General features: G+C 64.9%; 21 protein-coding genes and 1 other RNA gene. 14 read left to right on the top strand and 8 right to left on the bottom strand.

Features of this window, described 5'->3' with window-relative positions; translation table 11 throughout:
* The first annotated feature begins 254 nt into the window (after window positions 1-254).
* The 8 genes from ompA (at window position 255) to AB3X99_RS02020 (ending at window position 6958) form a co-directional block, all read left to right on the top strand.
* Window positions 255-899, top strand: a complete 645-nt coding sequence (gene ompA, locus AB3X99_RS02055; RefSeq protein ID WP_042260999.1) for an outer membrane protein OmpA — start codon at window positions 255-257, stop codon at window positions 897-899.
* A gap of 214 nt (window positions 900-1113) precedes the next feature.
* Window positions 1114-1812 carry a bifunctional 2-polyprenyl-6-hydroxyphenol methylase/3-demethylubiquinol 3-O-methyltransferase UbiG gene (ubiG, locus tag AB3X99_RS02050; RefSeq protein ID WP_069262645.1) on the top strand — a complete coding sequence of 233 codons (699 nt, stop codon included), beginning with the start codon at window positions 1114-1116 and terminating at the stop codon, window positions 1810-1812.
* Window positions 1813-1898: 86 nt separating this feature from the next.
* Entirely contained in the window at window positions 1899-2621 is a 723-nt protein-coding gene (locus AB3X99_RS02045; RefSeq protein ID WP_069262646.1) for an HAD-IA family hydrolase, read from the top strand.
* A 103-nt stretch (window positions 2622-2724) separates the two neighbouring features.
* Window positions 2725-3094: a transfer-messenger RNA gene (ssrA, locus tag AB3X99_RS02040) on the top strand.
* A gap of 437 nt (window positions 3095-3531) precedes the next feature.
* Window positions 3532-3795 carry a hypothetical protein gene (locus AB3X99_RS02035; protein WP_368616007.1) on the top strand — a complete coding sequence of 88 codons (264 nt, stop codon included), beginning with the start codon at window positions 3532-3534 and terminating at the stop codon, window positions 3793-3795.
* A 505-nt stretch (window positions 3796-4300) separates the two neighbouring features.
* Complete coding sequence (locus AB3X99_RS02030) at window positions 4301-5602, top strand: esterase/lipase family protein (RefSeq protein ID WP_368616006.1); 1302 nt, start codon at window positions 4301-4303, stop codon at window positions 5600-5602.
* Window positions 5517-5879 carry a hypothetical protein gene (locus AB3X99_RS02025; protein WP_368616005.1) on the top strand — a complete coding sequence of 121 codons (363 nt, stop codon included), beginning with the start codon at window positions 5517-5519 and terminating at the stop codon, window positions 5877-5879. Before AB3X99_RS02030 ends, AB3X99_RS02025 begins: the two co-directional genes overlap by 86 nt.
* Window positions 5880-5893: 14 nt before the next feature.
* Window positions 5894-6958 carry a T6SS immunity protein Tli4 family protein gene (locus tag AB3X99_RS02020; RefSeq protein WP_368616004.1) on the top strand — a complete coding sequence of 355 codons (1065 nt, stop codon included), beginning with the start codon at window positions 5894-5896 and terminating at the stop codon, window positions 6956-6958.
* Between the two features lie 194 nt (window positions 6959-7152).
* Here AB3X99_RS02020 and AB3X99_RS02015 read toward each other — a convergent pair whose 3' ends face one another.
* The 3 genes from AB3X99_RS02015 to AB3X99_RS02005 form a co-directional block, all read right to left on the bottom strand.
* Window positions 7153-7434 carry a hypothetical protein gene (locus AB3X99_RS02015; protein ID WP_368616003.1) on the bottom strand — a complete coding sequence of 94 codons (282 nt, stop codon included), beginning with the start codon at window positions 7432-7434 and terminating at the stop codon, window positions 7153-7155.
* Between the two features lie 88 nt (window positions 7435-7522).
* Window positions 7523-7789, bottom strand: coding sequence for a hypothetical protein (locus AB3X99_RS02010; protein ID WP_069262647.1), 267 nt, complete (start codon window positions 7787-7789; stop codon window positions 7523-7525).
* Between the two features lie 112 nt (window positions 7790-7901).
* Window positions 7902-8999, bottom strand: a complete 1098-nt coding sequence (locus AB3X99_RS02005; RefSeq protein WP_069262648.1) for a substrate-binding domain-containing protein — start codon at window positions 8997-8999, stop codon at window positions 7902-7904.
* 130 nt (window positions 9000-9129) lie between these two features.
* Here AB3X99_RS02005 and AB3X99_RS02000 point away from each other — a divergent pair, with 130 nt between their 5' ends.
* Genes AB3X99_RS02000 through AB3X99_RS01985 form a run of 4 tightly spaced genes read left to right on the top strand, consistent with a single transcriptional unit; the run spans window position 9130 to window position 14404 of the window.
* Window positions 9130-9642: an NAD(P)H-dependent oxidoreductase subunit E gene (locus AB3X99_RS02000; RefSeq protein WP_069262945.1), complete on the top strand. Its 513-nt coding sequence runs from the start codon at window positions 9130-9132 to the stop codon at window positions 9640-9642.
* Window positions 9639-11210: a formate dehydrogenase beta subunit gene (locus AB3X99_RS01995; RefSeq protein WP_368605534.1), complete on the top strand. Its 1572-nt coding sequence runs from the start codon at window positions 9639-9641 to the stop codon at window positions 11208-11210. Before AB3X99_RS02000 ends, AB3X99_RS01995 begins: the two co-directional genes overlap by 4 nt.
* Before the next feature lie 13 nt (window positions 11211-11223).
* Complete coding sequence (gene fdhF, locus AB3X99_RS01990) at window positions 11224-14160, top strand: formate dehydrogenase subunit alpha (RefSeq protein WP_368616002.1); 2937 nt, start codon at window positions 11224-11226, stop codon at window positions 14158-14160.
* Between the two features lie 4 nt (window positions 14161-14164).
* Window positions 14165-14404 (top strand): formate dehydrogenase subunit delta, encoded by a 240-nt coding sequence (locus AB3X99_RS01985; protein WP_042260984.1) that lies wholly within the window; start codon window positions 14165-14167, stop codon window positions 14402-14404.
* A 46-nt stretch (window positions 14405-14450) separates the two neighbouring features.
* Here AB3X99_RS01985 and AB3X99_RS01980 read toward each other — a convergent pair whose 3' ends face one another.
* The 3 genes from AB3X99_RS01980 to AB3X99_RS01970 form a co-directional block, all read right to left on the bottom strand.
* Window positions 14451-16139: an FAD-dependent monooxygenase gene (locus tag AB3X99_RS01980; RefSeq protein WP_342948567.1), complete on the bottom strand. Its 1689-nt coding sequence runs from the start codon at window positions 16137-16139 to the stop codon at window positions 14451-14453.
* Between the two features lie 409 nt (window positions 16140-16548).
* The gene (locus AB3X99_RS01975) at window positions 16549-17607 is read right to left on the bottom strand and encodes a cation diffusion facilitator family transporter (protein ID WP_342948566.1); all 1059 of its coding nucleotides are present in this window, start codon (window positions 17605-17607) and stop codon (window positions 16549-16551) included.
* Entirely contained in the window at window positions 17604-17924 is a 321-nt protein-coding gene (locus AB3X99_RS01970; protein WP_368610226.1) for an ArsR/SmtB family transcription factor, read from the bottom strand. The genes AB3X99_RS01975 and AB3X99_RS01970 overlap by 4 nt, the downstream gene beginning before the upstream one ends.
* Window positions 17925-18077: 153 nt before the next feature.
* Between AB3X99_RS01970 and AB3X99_RS01965 the strand changes: the two genes are divergently transcribed.
* Window positions 18078-20015 (top strand): tetratricopeptide repeat protein, encoded by a 1938-nt coding sequence (locus AB3X99_RS01965; protein ID WP_368616001.1) that lies wholly within the window; start codon window positions 18078-18080, stop codon window positions 20013-20015.
* Window positions 20016-20098: 83 nt separating this feature from the next.
* Here the strand turns inward: AB3X99_RS01965 and AB3X99_RS01960 are convergent, their stop codons facing one another.
* A complete protein-coding gene (locus tag AB3X99_RS01960; RefSeq protein ID WP_368616000.1) occupies window positions 20099-21394 on the bottom strand; it encodes an MFS transporter in 1296 nt (431 codons plus the stop codon).
* Between the two features lie 344 nt (window positions 21395-21738).
* Here AB3X99_RS01960 and AB3X99_RS01955 point away from each other — a divergent pair, with 344 nt between their 5' ends.
* Window positions 21739-22278, top strand: coding sequence for an N-acetyltransferase family protein (locus AB3X99_RS01955; RefSeq protein ID WP_368615999.1), 540 nt, complete (start codon window positions 21739-21741; stop codon window positions 22276-22278).
* An 81-nt stretch (window positions 22279-22359) separates the two neighbouring features.
* Here AB3X99_RS01955 and AB3X99_RS01950 read toward each other — a convergent pair whose 3' ends face one another.
* Complete coding sequence (locus AB3X99_RS01950; protein ID WP_069262657.1) at window positions 22360-23730, bottom strand: gamma-glutamyl-gamma-aminobutyrate hydrolase family protein; 1371 nt, start codon at window positions 23728-23730, stop codon at window positions 22360-22362.
* Between the last annotated feature and the right edge of the window lie 29 nt (window positions 23731-23759).

Below are 23759 nucleotides of genomic sequence, written 5' to 3'. Positions count from 1 at the left end.
AAAATTAAGGGAACTTTTTTGTTGCGGGCGTACCACGTTCGACCAGCAGCAGTGAAAGGGGCGGATTTTTTTTATCGTCGGAGGGGAACGATATGGCAAAATGCCAACGCACAAAGTTAGACACTGCTCGAAGTCTACACAACGCAAAGCGTTCCCCACAACTTGCCAATGTTATACTTCGAGCAATGTATGACTTGTCTTCGTCATATGGCTCGCAGTAAACCTGCGGTAATCTCAATTTCGAGAGGAGAAATATGAATAAACTTTCAAAGCTCGCGTTCATTGCAGCTACCGCAGTTGTGGCTGCATCCGCTCAGGCACAATCGGTGCCGGCGTCGCGACAAGCCGTCAATGACAACTGGGTGAATGGTACCGGCGAATACGTGTGGATGAACGGCACGAACGAGCTTTGCTGGCGCGATGCATTCTGGACGCCGGCCACCGCCAACGCCAAGTGCGATGGCGCCCTGGTCGCCCAGGCACCGCAGCCGCCGGTCGCTCCGCCGCCGCCGGCCATCACCAGCCAGAAGATCACGTACCAGGCTGACGCCCTGTTCGACTTCGACAAGGCCATCCTGAAGCCGGCTGGTAAGGAAAAGCTGGACGACCTGGCAAGCAAGATCCAGGCTCTGAACCTCGAAGTCGTCGTCGCGACGGGCTACACCGACCGTATCGGCTCGGTCGCCTACAACGACCGTCTGTCGCTGCGCCGTGCGCAAGCCGTCAAGTCGTACCTCGTCAGCAAGGGCGTTCCGGCAGAGCGTATCTACACGGAAGGCAAGGGCAAGCGCAACCCGGTTACGACGGGCTGCAACCAGAAGAACCGCAAGGCTCTCATCGCCTGCCTCGCACCGGACCGTCGCGTGGAAGTCGAAGTCGTCGGCACGCAAAAGCAGTAATCGCGAGCGCTCGACCGCAAGTCTCAAAAGCCCCGCTTCGGCGGGGCTTTTTTTATCCCGCGCTTTATCCTTCTTTCATTTCGCCTGTCTGCGCGCGGCGTCATCGCTCCGGAAAGCCTGACGGCACGGCGCGGCATTTTGCTGCCCTGTGCACCCGCCTGTATACTCTGGGCTTATTCTTTCCGACCCGCACCGCGCTTCAGGCTGCCACGACATGACGAATGCCGATCCCCACGAGCTGCAGAAATTCAGCGATCTCGCTCATCGCTGGTGGGACCCGAACGCCGAATTCAAGCCGCTGCACGAACTCAACCCCATTCGCCTCGCCTGGATAGACAGCCATGCGCATCTGCCTTCCAGGCGCGTGCTCGACATCGGCTGCGGCGGCGGCATCCTTTCCGAATCGATGGCGGGACTCGGCGCAACCGTAAAAGGCATCGACCTGTCGCGCGAGGCGCTCGGCGTGGCCGACCTGCATAGCCTCGAGAGCGGCGTGACGGTGGACTACGAGCTGATCGCAGCCGAAGCGATCGCCGCGCGCGAACCGGCGTCGTTCGACGTCGTGACCTGCATGGAAATGCTCGAACACGTGCCGCAGCCCGCCGAAGTCGTGAAGGCCTGCGCGACGCTAGTGAAGCCTGGCGGCTGGGTGTTCTTTTCGACGCTCAATCGCAACGTGAAGTCGTATCTTCTCGCTGTGATCGGCGCGGAATACATCGCGCAGATGCTGCCCAAGGGCACGCACGACTACGCGCGCTTCATCCGCCCCTCGGAGCTTGCCGCGTTCGTGCGTGACGCCGGCATGCACGTCGCCGAGATCAAGGGCATCACGTATAACCCGCTCACGCGGCACTTCGCGCTGTCGAACGACTCCAGCGTCAATTACATGATCGCTTGCCGGCGCGGCGCCTGACGGCTCTTGCGCGAGCGGCGCCGCCGGATCACCCTGCTCCGGCGGCATTCCCTGCACACCGGCGCGCCGCGCCATCGCTTCCAGACATGAATTCACCCACGAACGCCCAACCTGCCGCGGAGAGCGCCGCAGCGCTTGCCGCCTGCGACGCCGTGCTGTTCGACTTCGACGGCACGCTCGCCGATACGGCCCCCGACCTCGCCGCCGCCGTCAACCAGATGCGCCACGCGCGCGGTCTCGTGCCCACGCCGCTCGAGAAGCTGCGTCCGCTCGCTTCGGCGGGCGCACGCGGCCTGATTGGCGGCGCGTTCGGGATCGGCCCCGACGATCGCGAGTTCGCCGCGATGCGCGAGGAGTTTCTCGCCAACTACGAGGCGAATCTGCGCATCGAGACGGCGCTCTTCGCCGGTATCGATGCGGTGCTCGACGACCTCGACGCACGCGGCGTGCGCTGGGGCATCGTGACCAACAAGGTCGCCCGTCTCACCGAGCCGCTCGTGAAACTGATGCATCTGGACACGCGCGCTAGCTGCGTGGTGAGCGGCGATACGACGCCCTATTCCAAGCCGCATCCGGCGCCATTGCTGCACGCGGCCGAGGCGCTCGGCATCGCGCCGCAGCGCGTGGTCTATGTCGGCGACGATCTGCGCGACGTGCAGGCGGGCGCCGCGGCGGGCATGGCGACGATCGCCGCCGCCTACGGCTACTGCGGCAACGACGTACCGCCCTCGCAGTGGGACGCGCAATATGTCGCGGACACCACGGCGGCACTGTTCGCCCTGCTTCAGCACATCGGCAAGGCGGCCTGAGGCGGTGCTACAGCGGCTTTTGATCGCGAAGAGCCCCGCGCGCCCTTGAACCGGGCACGGTTCGCCTCATATGGCGAACTATGGGATAATTGTTTCATCCTCTGGGGCCGACCTGGTTTCGACAGGGGTTATGAAGTAATCAGGGCATGCCGAGGACCCGTCACCTCGTTAATCAATGGGAAAAACGTAACTGCAAACGACGATACGTTCGCACTGGCAGCCTAAGGGCCGCCGTCCTCTGCCTGGCTCACTGACGGGCTAGCGTCGCAAGACCGGTAGCAATACCGCCAGAGGTCATTTACGTCAGTTAAGCCTTGGTGGCGTCACGACGCCAAGGTCGAAAATCCAGTGAATCGCCGTAGCGCAGCGTGTTCGTCCGCGTCGCTCCGGTTAAATCAAACGACAGAACTACGCATGTAGAACTGGTTATGGACTGCTTCTGGACGCGGGTTCGATTCCCGCCGGCTCCACCAGAATTTGACGATAAAACCCCGTAAGTTCAAGACTTACGGGGTTTTCTTTTTTCTGGCCCATCATCTGGCGGGGGCTAGGCGACTCGTTTTTATGTCGTGGTTAGGGAAAGTCCCTTTTGGACACCCTTGGTACGCGCTGGCAGGTTTTGGCGGGTGCCAGGGTAGCCCCTCCGGCGTTGCGCGAAGCAGGAACCGCACAACCCTACGTCGACACATGTTCGGGCCGAAAAAGGATATCGACGCGTACTCGCAGCGCCTGACCGTGCTGGCGGACACCATCATCGAGGGCGACACGCGCGGCGTCGCTTCCGGCCAGAAAAAAAGACGGCACACCCCCGCCCTGTGCGCGGGTCCTTCCAAGCCGGATTGCAATGCGGGTTGCGGAGGCGCGATATTGCACCAGCTACGCGGTGCAAAACTTGTCCTGGGACAACAGCATGAGCGAACGAATCAGCGCATCGGAATTCGCACGTCGCGCAGGTTGCGATGTGAAACAGGTTCGCCGTGCGCTCGCACGCGGGACGCTTGAGCGCGGCGCAGATGGCCTGATTGACGCGGCGATGACCGGGGCTGCGTGGCGCAAGGCGAATCGGCGCACGCTCGCGAAAGGCGCGCTGGCGGCTCGTACAGACCGGGGCGAGCGGACACGGCAACGCGACCGCAGAGAACCCGGCAGGAAGCGCAATCGACCCGTTGCCTAGGATGTTGCCGCTGGCGGAAGCGCTACGCCTGAAAGAGCACTATGCGGCGATGTTGCGCAAGTTCAATACGAGCAACGCGAAGGCAGCCTGATCGAACTTGCGCAGGCCGAGGCCGTGGTGTTTGACGTGTTTCGTGCTGCGCGCGATACATGGCTCGCGTGGCCATCGAAGGTCGCACCGTTCATTGCCGCCGAACTGGGGCGTAGTGGTAGACGCGGTGACGATGCCGCTCAGTGAGTACGTGTACCGCCGGCTCCAGGAGCTTGCCGATCCGCAGCCGCATTCACCGAAAGTTGAACCGGGCCGCCAGCATTGAGCTCCATCAACAGGTGCCACACTTTCGAACTTCGTCTGATTGAGTCCATGCCGTCCGTGCGCTAGAAGTCCCAGGCGGGATGAGATATCGCCCCGCATCGCGGCCTCCCAGCCTGTGCAGTCCTGATGCGTCAGGCCACATGCTGGAAACCCGTCTGGGTGCGCTGCTCGCAAATGGGAGAAATCTGCATTGGCTACACAAGAACGCATTATCCAGCCGAAGATCGCCGACGACGGATCGGTTCACTATTCGTCGGTCATGTCCGCGCCTGACGACAGCACGGCAGTCTGCTACATGGTGCCGGATCGGGTCATTCCAGTGGTCTTTGTGCCGGGTGTCATGGGCACCAATCTGGAATCCAACGGCACGCAACCGAAGCCTGTCTGGCTGCTCGACAGCCTGTCTACCGTCAAGCCTTGGATGACGAAAGGTCCAGACCTGCGCCAGCGCATTCTGTATCCGGATGGAACCCAGGTCCACGGTCGCGGCAAGATCGCGCCCGGTACGGCGCAGACCGACGATGAACTGCGCCGTCGAGGCTGGGGCGAAGTCGCGTACATGAGCTACGGCGAGTGGCTGGTATGGCTTGAAAACGCGCTGAACGACGCTCATGCCGCAACGGATTACGGGCGCAAGGGACTGCGCGAAAGCCTTTGCCATATCGTCACGCCTGGCCTGGAAAAGCTGGAGCGCGATGAGGTGGCGCTCTCGTACAGGTATCAGTTTCCAGTGCATGCGGTTGGCTACAACTGGCTGCAATCAAACGCCGTGTCGGCGCAGCGCCTGAAAACGCGAATCGATGAAATCACGGCCTGGTATCGAGAGAAATTCGGCTGGCGATGCGACAAGGTGATTCTCGTCACCCATTCGATGGGGGGACTGGTAGCCCGCTACTATTCCGAAGTCGCGGGGATGCGGGACAAGGTTCTCGGGATCGTGCATGGCGTGATGCCCGCCACAGGCGCAGCGACCACGTATAAGCGGATGAAGGCGGGCACCGACGGCATGGCAGGGCTGGCACTGGGCCCAACCGCTGCAGCGATGACTGCAGTAGTTGGCAGTGCGCCCGGCCCGCTGCAACTGCTGCCGAGCCGGGACTACGGCATGGGCTGGTTGCAGATTCGGGACGGTGACCGGTTCGTTGCCTTGCCGCAACCGGACAAGGACGGCAACATCGATCCATACAGCCAGATCTATACGGTACGCGGTACCTGGTGGGGGCTGTGCGATGACTCGCTGCTCAATCCGCTCGATCCCGCCAAGAAAACCGTCGATCAAGATTGGAAAGCCTTTGTGGACCTGGTGCTAGGCGATGTTCAGCCATTCCACGAGGACATCAGCGGCAAGTATCACGGCAACACCTATGCCTTTTACGGCGACGATGACAAGCACAGGGCGTACGGCAATGTCACAGTGGACACAGCAAACCCCGCCGCTCCTGCGCGGTGGCACGCCTCCCATTACCGACCTGCTGCGAGCGCGTGGCAGTGATGACCTCTCATCCGGCGGGCAGACGGTCAAGACGACGCTCAACGGGCAATCCATATATTCCACGTTTGTCCTTCGGGATGCGGACGAGCATGGCGACGGGACGGTGCCTGTGCGCTCGGCAGGCGCGCCCGGCCACAAGGTGCGTGCCTGTGTCGCCTTTGCGGCTATCGACCACGAGGGAGGCTTCAAACTGGATGCGACCCGACGCTTCACGCTTCACGCCATTACCCGCATCGCGCAGAGCGTGAAAGGTACGGCACTGGACTACCAGGCATGAGGACAACGCGCGCAATGCTCGCTGTTGCCTGCCTGATATTTACCGTTGCCGCATGCGATCACAAGCCGGCACCGTTGAGCCAACAGGAAAAGCAAATCGTGACTGAACTGACTGCGAATATGAAAACGCGGTGCGTGGGCCGCTATCTGGTTGACATGCCGGGCGATGCCTGGGAATGGGGGCGCGCAAAGATACGGGGCGTCAGCATCGAGGCGAAGGCGATGACGGAAGACGCCTGGCGGCAGGAGGTCGCGCAACGCGAGGCGGCATTGAAAGCCACGACGAGCCGCGATGCGTATCCGTTCCTGTATGCCGCTGGTAAGGCACGGGGAGATAACACCAACTACTTTGTCCATCGCGGCACCATCTACGAAGCTCCGAACAGACGATATATCGAGGGCTACAAGTGGGATCGCGGTTATCGCTTCTTGCTAAAGGTGAAAACCTACGACTACACCCGTCCGGACCGGACCAATGATCCCATCGTCAAGCAGTTCGATGTGAAGAATGAGGTACCCGAGAAAACAGCCGTGGTGTTCAGCCTGATGGATAAGCTGCGAGGCCGCGCACCGGACGAAGTTCCAACGGAGCCAGGCGTGTGCTTTGCAGGCGGGTTTCTGCCAGCGCCTGCGGGGAGCAACGAAGAGGTGGACGCCCAGTTTGGCTGGGACAACATGCAAGATGTGAGTTTCGACATGATGACCACGCCAGATATTCGCGAGAGCACGACCCTGCTGCAACGAGCCGACGGCGCTGAAATGCACGCAGAATTAAAAGCGGCAGACGGTCATCTGGTTCGCACGGGGCCAGTCGCGCTCACTGGCATGAAGGCCGAGGAGTGGCTGGCAGAAAGTCGGATGGAGGGAGGCGGGCGCGGCAACTTGTTCTCGCTCTTCATCAACGAGACCACGAGTGGACCTTCCACGCCGTACCTGTCGCTAGACCTGACCACTGGCGGGCAGATCGAACTTCAAGGGAAGCTTGTAAAACTCGAAAAGGGGTCGCTCACCACTGGCGAAGCCATTGCCTTATGGGACGCCGTATCGCGAACCTTGCGTATGAGGCCCGGCGCGCTATGACGCGCCTCCGAGTTACGTCAGGACGAGAGAACATGCCCCGTCCATGCTTCCATCATCGGGTAGCGCTGTTCGAGCAGGTCTGTGCGGTGATAGGCCGCTTCGACCTTGTTCGCAACCGTGTGTGCGAGCGCCCGCTCGGCATAATCGCGGGCGTAGCCGTTTTCGCTGGCGCAATCCCTGAACGAGCTTCTAAATCAGTGCGCAGTCGCCTCGCGCCGAGGCGTATCGCCTTTCCCTTTCACGCGGCGCAATAGCGCCGTCAAGGTCATATCGGACAGCACCATGCCGCGCACCGATGGAAACACCAGCGTCTTGTGACACTCAAGTTCTTTCAGCGTCTTAAGCATCGCACCGACCGGTACCGCCATCGGGACGCGATGCGGTTCCCCCGCTTTCATCCGCTCGCCGGCGATCGTCCAGATTCCGGCGTCGAGGTCGAACTCGCCCAGGTCGCGCTGCGCACCGGCACAGCGCAAACAAAAAAACTCGCGACGGCCCGTTCAGGCCTCGCGAGTTTTTCTTTACTCCACAAGCGGCGCAACTTTCGCGTGCGCCCCGTGATCATCAATTGTCCTGCGGGCACTGCAGATTACAGCCGTTCTGATCACCCAGATCGCCACGCTTGCGTGCGGCAGTCGGCTTGCCATGCTGATACTTGGCCGACGGCGCCGAAGCGGCGAACTGCATCTGCGGATGCTCGTTAAACTTGAACTGATCGCTCAGAATACCGCCAGGCACGCCCGGCGAATTCTGCGCAAAGGCAACGTTGAACGTAGCAAACAACACTGCCGCCGTTGCGGCCGCGGCACCAACTTTGAGGACAAATTTCATGGTCGATCGGCGCGACGGGCGCGCATCTGAAACGTGAGAGCGAATACAAACTGAAAGTATCACAAAAAGCGCCTCAGTCTGCAGCATAGTCCGACCATTCCATTGCCTTCTGTTACAACGGCCGCGCCTCGCCCTCGAGCGGCCCGCCCCATGCGGCTTCGAGTTCCAACACGTCGCCGCACGACGCCGGATCGTATCCCTCCAGTTGCGCAACGGATGCGCGGAACCCCGCACCGCGCAGCAAACCGAGCACGGTCGCCAGCGGCTCGTGCGCGAGGTGGCCGCGATCACACGCGAAATAGTAGTCTTCGTCGGCGATTTCAATGAAATCGAGCCCGAAATGGTGCGCCGCCGGCGCAACGCCGAAGCCCACGTCGGCCATTCCGCTCGCCACAAATGCGGCGATCGCCGAATGCGTGAGTTCCGACGACGCATAACCGTTCACGCGCTCAGGATCGACGCCGATACGCGTGAGCAGCAGATCGATCAGCATGCGCGTGCCCGAGCCCGGTGGCCGGTTCACGAAACGGATATCGCCGCGCGCGAGGTCGGCGAGACCTGTGATCTGCTTTGGGTTGCCGCGCCCGACGAAGAGTCCCTGCTTGCGCTGCGTGAGATGGATGAGCACGTGCCGCTGCGGGTCGAGCCAGCTCCGGTAGGCGTTGGCGCAGGCGGCCCGAAAATCGCCGCGCGGTAGATGAAAGCCGGCAAGATCGCATTCGCCGCGCGCGAGCGCCGTGATCGCATCGACGCTGTCGCGGTACTTGATCTCCACGGGCACCTGGTCGGCGACGAGCGCCGTCACGAGCGCCGCCACCGCGTAGCCGTGCGAAGCATGGATGCGCAGATCCTGGGCGTCGGGCGCGAGCCAGCGGTTCAGGTCGCTCGCCACTTCACTGGCCAGCGCCTCGAGGTTGCCCTGCAGCCGCTCCCCGCACAGGCGCTGGGAGCGCAGCACAGCCTCGCCCAATTCGGAGAGAACGGAGCCGCGGCCACGCGCTTTCGCGATCAACGCGCCCCCCAGGCGCTCCTCGACTTCACGCAAAACGCCCCACGCATGGCGATAGGACAAACCCTTACGCTGCGCGGCCTGCGCAATGCTTCCTTCCTCGGCGACGAGCGCAAGCAACGGCACAACGTCCGTCAGGCTTGCCTCGCGGCCGTCCGCGTCGCGCACGACTAGCTGCGCATGGCACTCGACCTTGATCATTATGAAATTTTCCTTCCTATTGCGTCTGCCTTTCCACGGGCCTATTGTTCGGTCAGACAACAAGACAACCGCAGCATAGATGCACACTTTATGAATAACAAGTGCATATATGCCCAGGAGAAGCCCCATGATGGAAGAGACAGCTGTTAGCGCGCCGGACGATCTCGTCCTGCGTCACGCACAACCAGGCCGCACGCTGCTTGCGATCCTGCATGCGATCCAGGACGAAGTCGGCTTCGTGCCGCCGTCCACGGTCGTGCCGCTCTCGAAGGCGCTGAATCTCTCGCGCGCCGAGGTCCACGGCGTGATCACCTACTATCACCACTTCCGCACTGCGCCGCCCGCGCCGGTCACGGTTCAGCTGTGCCGCGCCGAGGCCTGCCGCAGCATGGGCAGCGAGGCGCTCGCGCAGCACGTCGAGTCGCATACCGGCTGCCGGTTCCGACAGCACGGCCACGACGCCGAACACGCGCACGCGCACGAAGGCCCGGTCGCGCTCGAATCCGTCTATTGCCTCGGGCAATGCGCGCTCTCGCCCACCATGATGATTAACGGCACGCTGCACGCAAAAGTGACCCCGCAGAAGTTCGACAAGCTCTACGCAGCCGCGCTCGCGACCGTGCGCACCGAGGAGGCCGCATGACTCGCGTCTACGTTCCCCGTGACTCCTCGGCGCTTGCGCTCGGCGCGGATGCCATCGCCGAGGCCATCGAACGCGAAGCCGCCGCGCGCGGCGCGAGCATCGAACTCGTGCGCAACGGCTCGCGCGGCCTGCTTTATCTCGAACCGCTCGTCGAAATCGAAACGCCCGATGGCCGCGTAGGCTATGCGAACGTCGAACCCGATGAAGTCGGCGCACTCTTCGACGCCGGCTTCCTGCAAGGCGGCCAGCACGCACGCAGCGTCGGCCTCGTCGAGCAAATTCCGTATCTGCGCAAGCAGCAGCGCCTCACGTTCGTGCGCATCGGCATCACCGACCCGCTTTCCACCGACGACTACGTCGCCCACGGCGGCCTCGAAGGATTGCGCAATGCGTTGAAGATGACCGGCGCCGATATCTGCGAAGCGCTGCTCGAGTCGGGCCTGCGCGGCCGCGGCGGCGCGGCGTTCCCGGCCGGCATCAAGTGGCGCACGGTTGCGAACGCGCATGCCGACCAGAAGTACATCGTCTGCAATGCAGACGAAGGCGATTCGGGCACGTTCTCCGACCGCCTCGTCATGGAAAGCGATCCGTACGTGCTGATCGAGGGCATGACGATCGCGGGCATCGCGGTGGGCGCGACCGTGGGCCATATCTACGTGCGCAGCGAGTATCCGCATTCGATCGAAGCGCTCGAAGAAGCCATTCGCCGCGCACGTGCTGCCGGCTGGCTCGGCGACGACGTGCTCGGCAGCGGCAAGCGCTTCGAACTGTTCGTGGCCAAGGGTGCGGGCGCCTACGTATGCGGCGAGGAAACGGCGCTGCTCGAGTCGCTCGAGGGCAAGCGCGGCATCGTGCGCGCCAAGCCGCCGCTGCCCGCGCTCGCCGGCCTGTACGGCAAGCCCACGGTCATCAACAACGTCATCACGCTCGCCACGGTGCCGATCATCTTCGCGAAGGGCGCGGCGTTCTACAAGGACTTCGGCATGGGCCGCTCGCGCGGCACGCTGCCGTTTCAGCTCGCGGGCAATATCGCGCGCGGCGGGCTTGTGGAGCTTGCGTTCGGCGTGACGCTGCGCGAGCTGATGGTCGACTACGGCGGCGGCACCGCCAGCGGCCGTCCGGCACGCGCGGTGCAGGTGGGCGGCCCGCTCGGCACCTATCTGCCCGAAAGCCAGTGGGACATTCCCATGGACTACGAAGCGTATGCGGCCGTTGGCGCGGTCGTGGGCCACGGCGGCCTGGTCGTGCACGACGACACGTCGAATCTCGCCGAACTCGCCCAGTACGCGATGGAGTTCTGCACGCTCGAATCGTGCGGCAAGTGCACGCCGTGCCGCATCGGCTCGACGCGCGGCGTCGAGGTAATCGCGAAGATCCGCAAGGGCGACACGTCCGAAAAGCAGGTCACGCTGCTGCGCGACCTGTGCGACACGATGGTGTCCGGCTCGCTGTGCGCGATGGGCGGCATGACGCCCTACCCCGTGATCTCCGCACTCAACCATTTCCCTGAAGATTTCGGTCTCGAACCCGTCGCCCAACAAGCAGGCCAGCAACCGGCGGCCGCCTGAACGAGGAACCACCATGTCCGACACGCTCATGTCCCAAGCCGGTGGTTGCGGTTCCGGCAATTGCGCCTGCAAGTCCCAGGCAAAGAAGCAACGCTCGCCCTTCGACGATACCGATTTCGGCACGCCGCTCGTTCACGCCGACGTGGACGTCACGCTCGAGATCGACGGCCAGTCCGTCACCGTGCCGGCCGGCACGTCGGTGATGCGCGCCTCGATCGAGGCCGGCATCAACGTGCCGAAGCTCTGCGCCACCGACTCGCTCGAACCGTTCGGTTCGTGCCGTCTGTGTCTCGTGGAAATCGAAGGCCGTCGCGGCTATCCCGCTTCGTGCACGACGCCCGTCGAAGCGGGCATGAAGGTGCGCACGCAAAGCAACCAGCTGCAGAAGCTGCGCCGCAACGTGATGGAGCTCTACATCTCCGATCACCCGCTCGACTGCCTCACCTGCCCCGCCAATGGCGACTGCGAGCTGCAGGACATGGCCGGCGTGACGGGCCTGCGCGAAGTGCGCTACGGCTTTGACGGCGCGAATCACCTGAAGGACAAGAAGGACGAATCGAATCCGTACTTCACGTATGACCCGTCGAAGTGCATCGTCTGCAATCGTTGCGTGCGCGCCTGTGAAGAGACGCAAGGCACGTTCGCGCTGACCATCGCCGGGCGCGGCTTCGAATCGCGCGTCGCCGCCGGCGCGAGCGAATCGTTCATGGACTCGGAATGCGTGTCGTGCGGCGCCTGCGTGGCCGCGTGCCCGACCGCGACGCTGCAGGAAAAGACCGTCGTGATGCTGGGCCAGGCCGAGCACTCGGTCGTGACGACCTGCGCCTATTGCGGCGTGGGCTGCTCGTTCAAGGCCGAGATGAAGGGCAATGAAGTCGTGCGCATGGTCCCGCACAAGAACGGCCAGGCGAACGAAGGCCATGCCTGCGTGAAGGGCCGCTTCGCGTGGGGCTACGCTACACATAAGGACCGCATCAAGAAGCCGATGATCCGCGCGAAGATCACCGATCCGTGGCGCGAAGTGAGCTGGGACGAAGCGATCAACTACGCCGCGAGCGAGTTCCGCCGCATCCAGGCGAAGCACGGGCGCGATTCGATCGGCGGCATCACGTCGTCGCGCTGCACGAACGAGGAAACCTACCTCGTCCAGAAGCTCGTGCGCGCCGCGTTCGGCAACAACAACGTCGATACCTGCGCACGCGTGTGTCACTCGCCCACCGGCTACGGTCTCAAGACCACGCTCGGCGAATCGGCGGGTACGCAGACCTTCGCTTCGGTCGATCACTCCGACGTGATTATCGTGATCGGCGCGAACCCCACCGACGGCCATCCGGTGTTCGGCTCGCGCCTGAAGCGCCGCGTGCGTCAGGGCGCGAAGCTCATCGTCGTCGATCCGCGCCGCATCGACATCGTCGATACCGCGCACGTGAAGGCCGAGCATCACCTGCAACTGCGCCCGGGCACCAACGTCGCGATGATCAACTCGATCGCGCACGTGATCGTGACCGAAGGGCTCGTGAATGAGTCGTTCGTGGCGGAGCGCTGCGAGACGCGCGCGTTCGAGCAATGGCGCGATTTCGTCTCGCTGCCGGAAAACTCGCCCGAAACGATGGCCGAAGTGACCGGCGTGCCCGCCGAGCAGGTGCGCGCCGCCGCGCGCCTCTATGCGCAGCAAGGCAATTCGGCGATCTACTACGGCCTCGGCGTCACGGAACATGCACAAGGCTCGACGATGGTGATGGGCATCGCCAACCTCGCGATGGCCACGGGCAACATCGGCCGCGAAGGCGTGGGCGTGAATCCGCTGCGCGGCCAGAACAACGTGCAGGGTTCGTGCGATATGGGTTCGTTCCCGCACGAGCTGCCGGGCTACCGCCACGTGGGCGATTCGATCGTGCGCGGCGAGTTCGAGGCGGCCTGGAACGTCGCGCTGCAAAGCGAGCCGGGCCTGCGCATTCCGAACATGTTCGAAGCGGCGCTCGACGGCACCTTCATGGGCCTCTACTGCCAGGGCGAGGACATCGTTCAGTCCGACCCGAACACGCAGCACGTGGCGGCGGCGCTTGCGTCGATGGAATGCATCGTCGTGCAGGACATCTTCCTGAACGAGACGGCGAAGTACGCGCACGTGCTGCTGCCGGGCTCGTCGTTCCTCGAAAAGGACGGGACGTTCACCAACGCCGAGCGCCGCATCTCGCGCGTGCGCAAGGTCATGCCGCCGATCGCCGGCTACTCGGACTGGGAAGTGACGATCCTGCTCTCGCGTGCGCTCGGCTACGAGATGGACTACACGCATCCGTCGCAGATCATGGACGAGATCGCGCGCCTCACGCCTACGTTCCACGGCGTCTCGTACAAGAAGATCGACGAGATGGGCAGCATCCAGTGGCCGTGCAACGAAGATGCGCCCGAAGGCACCCCGATCATGCACATCGACGAGTTCGTGCGCGGCAAGGGCAAATTCGTCATCACGAAGTTCATCGCCTCGCCGGAGAAGGTCACGCGCCGCTTCCCGCTCCTGCTCACGACGGGCCGCATCCTCTCGCAGTACAACGTGGGCGCGCAAACCCGCCGCACCGAGAACTCGCGCTGGCACGAGGAGGACCGCCTCGAGATCCATCCGGTGGACGCCGAAGACCGCGGCATCCGCGACGGCGACTGGGTGGGGATCGAATCGCGCGCGGGCCATACGGTGCTGCGCGCGCAAGTCAGCACGCGCATGCAGCCGGGCGTGGTCTATACGACGTTCCACTTCCCCGAGTCGGGCGCGAACGTCATCACCACGGATGCCTCGGACTGGGCCACGAACTGCCCCGAGTACAAGGTGACGGCCGTGCAGGTCAGCCACGTGCAGCAGCCTTCGGAGTGGCAGCGCGAATACTCGCGCTTCAACACCACCCAGCTCGAGCTGCTCAGCAAGCGCGAACCGCTTACAACCTCAGGGAAATAAAGCGATGAAAGCGGATCACTTGATCGAAATGGCGAACCAGATAGGCATGTTCTTCGACTCGCTGCCCGATCGCGAGGAAGCGCTCACGGGCATCGCGGAGCACATCCGCAAGTTCTGGGAGCCGCGTATGCGCCGCACGCTGCTCGCGGCGCTCGATGGCGAAGGCGAACAAGCGGGCTTCACGGAGATCGTGCTCGCCTCGCTCACGAAGCATCGCGAGGCGCTGACGCCCGCGGCGGCTTGAGCGGGGCCAGCCGGCCCGTCACATGAGACGCACGGCGCCGCGCGGTTCAAACCGCCGGCGCCTGGGCAAAGCCCGCAGCCGCGTACCACGTCTCGCAGTGGCGCAGCAGGGCATTGAGGTCCGACGCGGGACGCCCCCGCGCGCCGATATAGCCGTCGGGCCGCATCAGATAAAACGCGGGCCGCGTGCGCCCGTACGATTCGGTGAGCGTTGCCGCGCCCTCGCCCGCCAGCGGCGTCTCGCCATTGGCGAGATCGGCGATCCACCACACTCGCAGCGCCTGCGGAAACAGCCGCTCGACGGCTTCGGCAAGACGCTTGAGCATTGCGCTCACCTCTGCACCGTTTTTCGCCGCTGCCGCGTCGGCGTCGCCCTCCACCAGCAGGAACAACGAAAAGCACGCTGGGTCGTGCAGATCGAAGATGCGCCCCTTGCCCGGCGCCTTGCCAAGCGGACCGTTCACCACGCGCACGAATGCATCCGGGGCGCGCTCGCCCGCGCGAGGGCCGCCGTCCAGCACGCGCTCGAGCGTGAGCGGGCTGCGGCGGTACTGGATCGACAGCTCGCTCACCGCCTGGCGCGCCGCGTCGCGCAGCGGCCCGAGCGCGACGAGCGCCGGCATCACGCGCTCGCGCAGCAGCTTGAGCGGGCCGTGATCGGCTTCCACCAGTTGCGTCATGAAGCTCGTCTGTTGCAGCACGAGCCGCTCGATCGGATAACGCTCCGCATGATAGGTGTCGAGCAGGCGCTCGGGCGCGCCGCGCGCGTGCACGCGCGCGATCTTCCAGCCCAGATTGAAGGCTTCCTGGATGCCGGTGTTCAAGCCCTGCGCGCCCGCGGGGCTGTGCACGTGCGCGGCGTCGCCGGCAAAGAAGGTGCGCTCGACGCGCAGCTGCCGCACCATGCGGCTGTTCACGCTGAAGTACGAAGCCCAGCTCATGTCCGAGACCGACACCGGATGGTGCACGCGCTGCAGGATGATGTCGCGGCATTCTTCCAGCGTGGGCACGGGGATCGTGCCTTCGGGCGCGGCGGGCAGCATGGCCTTGTGATCGGCGATCAGGCGGTAACGGCCGTGGCCGAACGGAAAGAGCGCGGCGAGACCGTCGCCCGAGGCGAAGATGTGGAACTCGTCGTCGGACCAGGGCGTGCTCGCGCTCAGGTCGGCGAGCAGGAACGACTGCGCCATCGTCTCGCCGTCGAACTTCATGTCGAGGCGATGGCGCACGGTGCTATGCGCGCCGTCGGCAGCGATCACGTAAGCGCAGCGCACCGACTCGACGCGCCCGTCCGGGCGGCGCACTTCCGCGCTCGCGCCGGCCGAGCCCTGGGTGTACTCCAGCAGTTCGCAGCCGCGCTCGATCTCCACGCCGAGCGTCGCGAGATGCCCGCCGAGGATGCGTTCGGTAACCGTCTGTTCAATGAAGAGCAGATAGGGATAGCGCGTGAAGAGCGGATCGAAGTCGAGCCGCGCGCGGCGCTGACCGTTCGAATAGAGATTCGCAATATGGGCGCGGTGGCCGAGTTCGAGAAACGGCTCGACGATGCGATGCTGCTCGAACAGCTCGAGCGTGCGCGCCTGAATGCCGATCGCCCGCGAGTGGCGTCCGGGCTGCGGCGCGCGATCGATCAGCCGCACGGGGATATGCGCGCGCGCAAGACTCATCGCGGCGGCGAGCCCGGTGGGTCCCGCGCCCACAATGAGCACGGGCGCGAGAGAAGAAGCCACGGCCATGCAGACCTCCATGCGCTCGACACGATACAAGGGCCTGCTCACATGAACAACAGGCTTGCGAACGCGCCTTGCCGGCTGCAGTGCAAGGAGGGCGGCGCGCCGTTTGGCCGAGCCAATCAAGCGACGCGCGACGCTGCAATGCGGCCGGCAAGGCACGTTCCCCAAACCAACTAATTGCATTACAGGGGCTGGCCACCAGAAGGGCCGATCGCTGCGTCATGCTCCTCACGAATACGTTGAGTATTCGCTTCGTCGCAATCCTTGCGCTCGGCCCTTCTGGTGGCCAGCGCAAGCCTGTTATTCATGTGAGCAGGCCCTTAGTGTATCGCCCGCGCCGGGACCGGTCGCGCGGCAGCGCATCAAATGCGCTTTGAATCGAGCGGGAAGTCGCTGCGCGAATGGCCGCGCTTCAGTGCGCGTGCGGATGCCCGCGCGTTGGCGTGTGCCTGTGCGCGACGTCCGGCATCTCCAGTGCGCAGCGATGCTCGCTCGTGCCGAGATCCACCTGCAACGTCACGTGCCGCATGCCGAAGCGCACCTGGAGCGACTCGACCATATGATCGAGCGCGGCGTCGCCGGGGTGCCCAGCCGGCATCACGAGGTGCGCGCTCAACGCACAGCCCGTGGTCGAAAGCGCCCAGACGTGCAGGTCATGCACGTCGACGACCCCCTCCTGCTGCACAAGGAAGCCGCGCACGCGCACGATGTCGACGTTCTCGGGCACGGCCGCGAGGGCAAGCCGCACCGACTCGCGCAACAGCCCCCAGGTGCCGTACACGATCACGAGCACCACGGCGATCGACATGAGCGGATCGATCCAGCTCCAGCCGGTCGCAAGAATCAGCAGACCGCTCACGGCCACGGCGGCGGAAACACCGGCGTCGGCGGCCATGTGCAGGAAGGCGCCGCGAATGTTCAGGTCGTCCTTTTGCCCGCGCATGAAAAGCCATGCCGAAAAACCGTTGACCACCATGCCGATGGTCGCCACGACGAACACATCGAAGCCCGCGACCGGTGCCGGATGGAACAGCCGGCCAAGCGCCTGCGCGAGGATCGCGCCGCACGCGAGCAGGAGCAGCGCGGCGTTGGCGAGCGAGGCGAGGATCGACGAGCTGCCGAACCCGAATGTGAAGCGCGCCGACGGACGGCGCATGGCGAGCCACCCGGCGCCCCAGGCGAGCAGCAGGCCGAGCACGTCGGAGAGATTGTGGCCGGCGTCGGCGAGCAGCGCGGTGGAATGCGCGAGCACGCCGTACACCGCCTGTACGACGACGATGAAGACGTTTAGCGCGACGGCGATGGCGAACGCGCGGCCGTGGCCCGCGACGCTCGCGTGATGATGGTGATGGTGGCCGTGCGCGTGAGCCTGTCCGTGCGGCGCGTGGGCGTCGTGCGCAGGGTCGTGCTCGCCCTCGTGCTTCCCGGCGCCCTCGCCGTCATGCGCGTGTTCGTGATCCGCTGCGCTCATGCGCCCTCCTGCCATTGCGCCGAGGGCTCGGCCACGTGTTCCAGCATGCCGGCGATCATCGCGCTGATATGCGCGTCCGCGGCCGTGTAGAACATCTGTTTGCCCTCGCGTTCGGCGCGCACGACGCGCGCGGCGCGCAAAAGCCGCAGATGGTGACTCACGAGCGACGGCGAAAGACCGAGCGTGTCGGCGATCGCCCCCACCGCGATCCGGTCCTCAACACAGGCGAGCACGATACGCAGACGGGTTGCGTCGCCGAGCAAACGAAAGAGGTCGGCGAGCGGTACGATGCGCTCGTCATCGGAAACTGGGGTCATGACTACACACGATACATATGAACAGATGTTCATATGTTAGTTCGGCAACAGCGGCAGGTCAACTTTCATTCAACATTCGGCCAACTTCGGGAACGGGTCCGCGAGTGTGGGAAAATGCCGCCTTTGTGTCTCGATCGTTTTGCTTCTTCAGTCATGGAACAGCTTTTTGTCCGCGCGTACGCCGCACATCGCGACGGCCGGCTGGACGACGCCGAGCGCGACTACCGCGCGACGCTCGCCGCCGATCCCGTGCACGTCGATGCGCTGCATCTGCTCGGCGTGCTGCGGCATCAGCGAGGCCAGCACGCCGAAGCCGCGGACCTCGTGCGTCGCGCGGTCGCCTTGCGCCCTGACGACGCCGCGCTCCAGCTGAACCTGGGCAACGCGCTCAAGGCACTCGGCGAACTGGAAGGCGCGATCGAGCGCTTTCGCAACGCGCTCACGCTCGCACCCGCCTTTGCCCTCGCGCATTACAACCTCGGCAACGCCTATGCGGCGATAGGCCGGCACGAGGACGCGATGTACGCGCTCGGCCAGGCCGTGCGCCTGCAGCCCGGCGACGCCTCCTCGCACAACAATCTCGGCAACGCGCTGCATGCGCTCGGCCGCCATGCTGAAGCCGCCGACTCGTTTCGCCGCGCGCTCAAGATCCGCCCGGGCCATGCAGGGGCGCACAACAATCTCGGCATGTCGCTCAACGCGCTTGGCGACAGCGCGAGCGCGATCGAACAGTTCCAGAAGGCGCTGCGCGTGCAGCCGCGCTTCGTCGCCGCGCATTTCAATCTTGCGAATACGCTCGATGCGACCGGCCATCACAGCGAGGCCGTGGCCGCCTTCGAAACGGCGCTTTCGCTGCAGCCGCATTTCGGGCCTGCCCTCTTCGGGCTCGGTAATGCGCTCGCCGCGCTCGGCCGCCACGACGCTGCCATCGGACCCTACGAGCGCGCGATCGGCTTCGATCCGAAATTTGCCCTCGCCTGGCTTGCGCTCGGCGTGGCGCATCACGCGCTCGGCCGCCATGCGGCCGCGCTGCGCGCCTTCGACGAAGCGCTGCGCGTGCGGCCCGATCTGGCCGCCGCGCATTTGAATCGCGCGCTCACGTGGCTCACGCTCGGCGACTTCCGGCGTGGACTGCCCGGGTACGAATGGCGGCTCGATCCGGCCGCACGCGACGAGGCGCACGCCAACGCACCGCGCGGCGCGGGCTACACCCCGCCCCCGCAGGTGAGTGCACCGATTGCGCCGCGCACGCCGCAAAGTGCGCTGCCACGCTGGCACGGCGAGCCCCTGAACGGCCGCACGCTGCTGATCGAGGCCGAGCAGGGTTACGGCGACACGCTCCAGTTCGTGCGCTTCGTGCCGCAAGTCGTGGCCGTGGCACAGAAAGCCAGTGCGCGCGTCGTGCTCGAAGTGCAGCGCGCGCTCGTGCCGCTCATCGCGCCCGCGGCCGAGGCCTGGCGTGTCACGCTCGTCGAGCAGGGCGCGCCGCGGCCGGCCGCCGACCTGCACTGCCCGCTCCTCTCGCTGCCGCTCGCGCTCGGCACGAGCATCGACACACTGCCGGCGCGCACGCCCTACCTCAACGCGAGCACTGCCTACAGGCGCAAGTGGCGCGGCTCGCTGGGCGGCCAGGCGCGGCGCAAGATCGGCCTCGCGTGGTCCGGACGCATCCAGAAGCACGAAAATCGCGCGATTGCGCTCGCCGCGCTCGGACCGCTCTTCGCGCTCGACGGCATCGACTGGATCGTCCTGCAGCCCGAACTCAGCGCCGCTGAGCACGCGGCGCTCGACGCGCATCCGCGAGCGCGCTCGATCCACCGGCTGGGCCGCAAGCTGCAGGACTTCGCGGATACCGCCGCCGTGATCGAACGTCTGGACGCCGTCGTGTCGATCGATACGTCGATCGCCCACCTCGCGGGCGCGCTGGGCGCAAAACTTTGGGTCATGCTGCCGTTCGCCGCGGACTGGCGCTGGTTTGCGGGCACCGACGAAAGCCCCTGGTACCCGCGCGCGCGACTCGTGCGTCAGCCGCGCCCGCATGCGTGGACGGAAGTCGTGGAGACGGTCGCGCGCGAGTTGCGCGACGCGTAAGCGACACAATGAAAAACGGGGCGCCTGAGCGCCCCGTTTTTTATTGCTTTTGCCGCGAAATCGCAGATCAACCGATCCGCAAATCAAGCCGCCTTGTACTGATTGCGCGCTTCCGGCGTGCGATAGAGCACGAGCGTCGCGATCAGGCCGCACACGCCCGCGACGCCCATCCACGCCCCCGGCGCAGCCTTGTTGCCGCTCACGTGAATGAGGTAGGTCGAGATCGCCGGGGTGAAACCGCCGATCGTCGTCGCGAGGCTGTAGGCAAGCGAGAAGCCGGCGGTGCGCACGTCGGCGGGCATGACTTCGGTGAGCGCCACGACCATCGCGCCGTTGTAGCAGGCGTAGAGGAACGACAGCCACAGCTCGACCGTGAGCAGGCGGCCGAACGACGGTTCCGCCACGAGCCACTGCACCGTGGGATAGGCGGTGAGGATCGTGAGCACGGTGAAGGTGATCAACATCGGGCGGCGGCCCACACGGTCCGAAACCGCGCCGGAAACCGGCAGCCAGAAGAGATTCGACAAGCCGATGCAAACCGTCACGATCAGCGTGTCGATCTCGTTCAACCTGAGCACTTCCTTGCCGAAGGTCGGCGTATAGGCGGTGATGAGGTAGAACGACACGGTGGTCATGATGACCATGCCCATACCGGCAATCACGACGCCCCAGTTCTGCACCATCGACGCCATGATTTCGCCCATCGAGGGACGATGCTTCCTCTTCGCGAACTCCTCCGTTTCCTGGAGCGAGCGGCGAATGATGAAGAGGAACGGCACGATCAGGCAGCCGATGAGGAACGGCACACGCCAGCCCCAATTCGTCATATGCTCGACCGGCAGCAGGCGATGCAGCAGCACGCCCAGCAGCGCGGCAAACACCACGGCGACCTGCTGGCTGCCCGACTGCCACGAGACGTAGAAGCCCTTGTTGCCCTTGGTCGCGATCTCGGAGAGATAGACCGAGACGCCGCCCAGTTCCACGCCCGCCGAGAAGCCCTGCAGCAGGCGCCCCACCAGCACGAGCGCCGGGGCGAGTATGCCGATGGTCGCGTAACCCGGCACGACGGCAACCGCGAGCGTGCCGAACGCCATCAGGCCGAGCGTGAGCATGAGGCCCTTGCGGCGGCCGTGATGGTCGATGTACGCGCCGAGGATGATGGCGCCGAGCGGACGCACGAGGAAGCCTGCGCCGAACACGGACAGCGTGAGCATCAGCGAAGCGAACGCATTGTCACTCGGGAAGTAGGTCCGGGCGATCGCCGAAGCGTAGTAGCCGTAGACCATGAAATCGTACATTTCCAGGAAGTTGCCGCTGACGACGCGGAAAACTGTCCGGAACTTTGATTCGCTTGGGGATGCGTGGGACGCGGTAGACATGACACTCTCTGAAGAGACTGTCCGGGAAACCTGAGCGGCTCGCGGGACAGTGAAAAACAATCACTCGCGGTAAAGCGAGGGTCGCGCGGGCGCGCGCGCGGGCATTTTATTGTGCGGTACGCGCCGGGACTCAGATATTCGGGCATTTCCTTAAAAGAGGCTAGCAAAAAGCATCAACGGAAGTCATTTCTTCCATTTTTATTACTATTTCACTTCGTCATGCTTTCATGCGTGGCAAGCCCGCCGCGAATATCCTCGAATGGGGCAAAATATCTTGCAGCAGGGCTCGGCGCGCGGCCCCCGACGCGCACCCTGATCCAGACGCCCACACGTCCGCCATCCGCATGCCCGAAATCCCCGCCCTCACGCTGCGTCCGGCCACCGTCGCCGATGCTACCTTGCTCGCCGCCATGCACGCGGCAAGCTGGCAGGCCACGTATCGTGCGCTGCTGCCCGCTGCGTTTCTCGAGCGCGAAGTCGACGCCGAGCGCGCGGCTTACTGGCGCGCGCGCATGGAGGCGCCAGGCGGCGAACGGCGGCTCGTTCTGATCGCCGAGCTTGCATCGGGTGCGGCCGTGGGCTTCGTGTGCGTCGAACGCCAGCCAGGCTCTCCCTGGGGCGTGTTGCTCGACAATCTTCATGCGCTGCCGGCGCATCAGGGCACCGGCGTCGGCAAGCGGCTCATGCGCGCAGCGCAGGACTGGGCGCGCGCCCAGGGCGAGACGCAGCTCTATCTGTACGTGCTCGACGGCAACACGCCCGCGATTGCGTTCTATGAGCGCCAGGGTTGGACCTATTCCGGCTCGGAGCCCGACCGCATGGGCGGCATCGACATTACCGCACTGCGTTACGTATACCGGCTCGACGAGCTCGGAATCGGGTAGGACTCCGAGGAAGGCGACCGAAATAAAAAAGCCGCACGCAGGTTGCGCGCGGCCGGGATGGGGTTGCAGCGTGGTTGGCAATCAGAAGCGGGTTTCGCGCGCGGTTCGCAAGAAGGTGTCGAGCAGCGGCGTGCAGTCGAGCAGTTCGGGACCGCCTGCGCGATGGAACTCCGGGTGCCACTGCACGCCCACGACGAACGGCGAGCGCCGGTAACGCACCGCCTCGATGAGCCCGTCGCCCGCCGAAACGGCCTCGACGGTCAGATCGCGTCCGAGATTCCTCACGGCCTGATGGTGAATCGAGTTGACGATCGCCTCGCGCCGCCCCGGGAACATGGTCGCGAACGTCGAGCCCTCCGGGAACGTGACCGCGTGTCGATGCTGGTCGTAATGCTCGCTCACGTGCACGCCGGCCGTCGGCACGTCGCTCGCGATGTCCTGGTAAAGCGTGCCGCCGAACGCCACGTTGATGAGCTGGCAGCCGCGGCACACACCCAGCACCGGCTTGCCCGATTCGACGAACTCGTGCAGCAGTTCGAGTTCGTACATATCGCGCACACGGTCGCCCGGCCATTCGGGGCGTGGCGAGATTTCCGCATACGTCTGCGGCGAGACGTCGGCGCCGCCCTGGAGCAGCAGGCCATCGAGGTGCTTCGCGTAATCGCGCAGGCGGATATTGCTCGGGTGCAGCATCCCCTGGTGCCCGACCGTCGGAATCATGAACACGATGACGTCCCGGGACATCACCCAGTGTGCGATCGATTCCTCCAGGTACTGCAACGTCTTGCCGCGCAGCCCTTGCGCGCCCGGCTCCGGGTGGAAGATCCGCGCCGAGACGCCGATGCGCAGCGTGCGCTGCGTGATGCGCTGTCCGGCGCGGTCGAACAGTTGCCGCGCTCGCGCCACGACGATGCGGCCGAACACCGCCCAGGCCGAATCGCTCGCGCGCAGATAGCGCGGCGGTTCCGGCGGAATGGCACCGGGCGGCGGAGGATGATGTGCCGTAAAGTCGGGTGCCTGGCCGAAGCCGGCCGGCGCGGCACCAGGACGTTGCGGCGCAGCAGACGCTGCCGCCTCGCCCGTGCTCGCCGGTTCGGTATGCGGGGCCGGCGCGGGCGCGGCCTTGCCGGCCTCGGCGGTTTCGCTGATCGGAATACTCGGCGTCGTACCCGCCGGCGTCTGCTTCGGCAACTCGCCGGGCGTGGAAGCCGCTGCTGCCCCCCCAGCGCTGGGCGTAACGGTCGAAGCGCTTTCGGGCGCGTCGGTCGAGGCACGTTGCGCGGCCTCCCCAGAGGGTGAACCGGAGGGCGATGCGGAGGGAGAACCAGCAGAAGTGCCGGGAGAACCGGCGGGAGGAGAGGACGGGGCCGCGGGAGCGCCGGCGGGACCGGCATCGGCAGGACGGCTTGCGCCGTCAGGGACCTCGGGTTGGTCTGATTTGTTATCGCTCATGACGTGGGGTCAGGCGCGCGGCGCGCGAA

Source organism: Paraburkholderia sp. BR10882 (genome assembly GCF_040948855.1).
GTDB lineage: Bacteria > Pseudomonadota > Gammaproteobacteria > Burkholderiales > Burkholderiaceae > Paraburkholderia > Paraburkholderia nodosa_A.
Note: the sequence above shows the minus strand (reverse complement) of the source record. Positions and strands in the feature narration are given on the sequence as shown.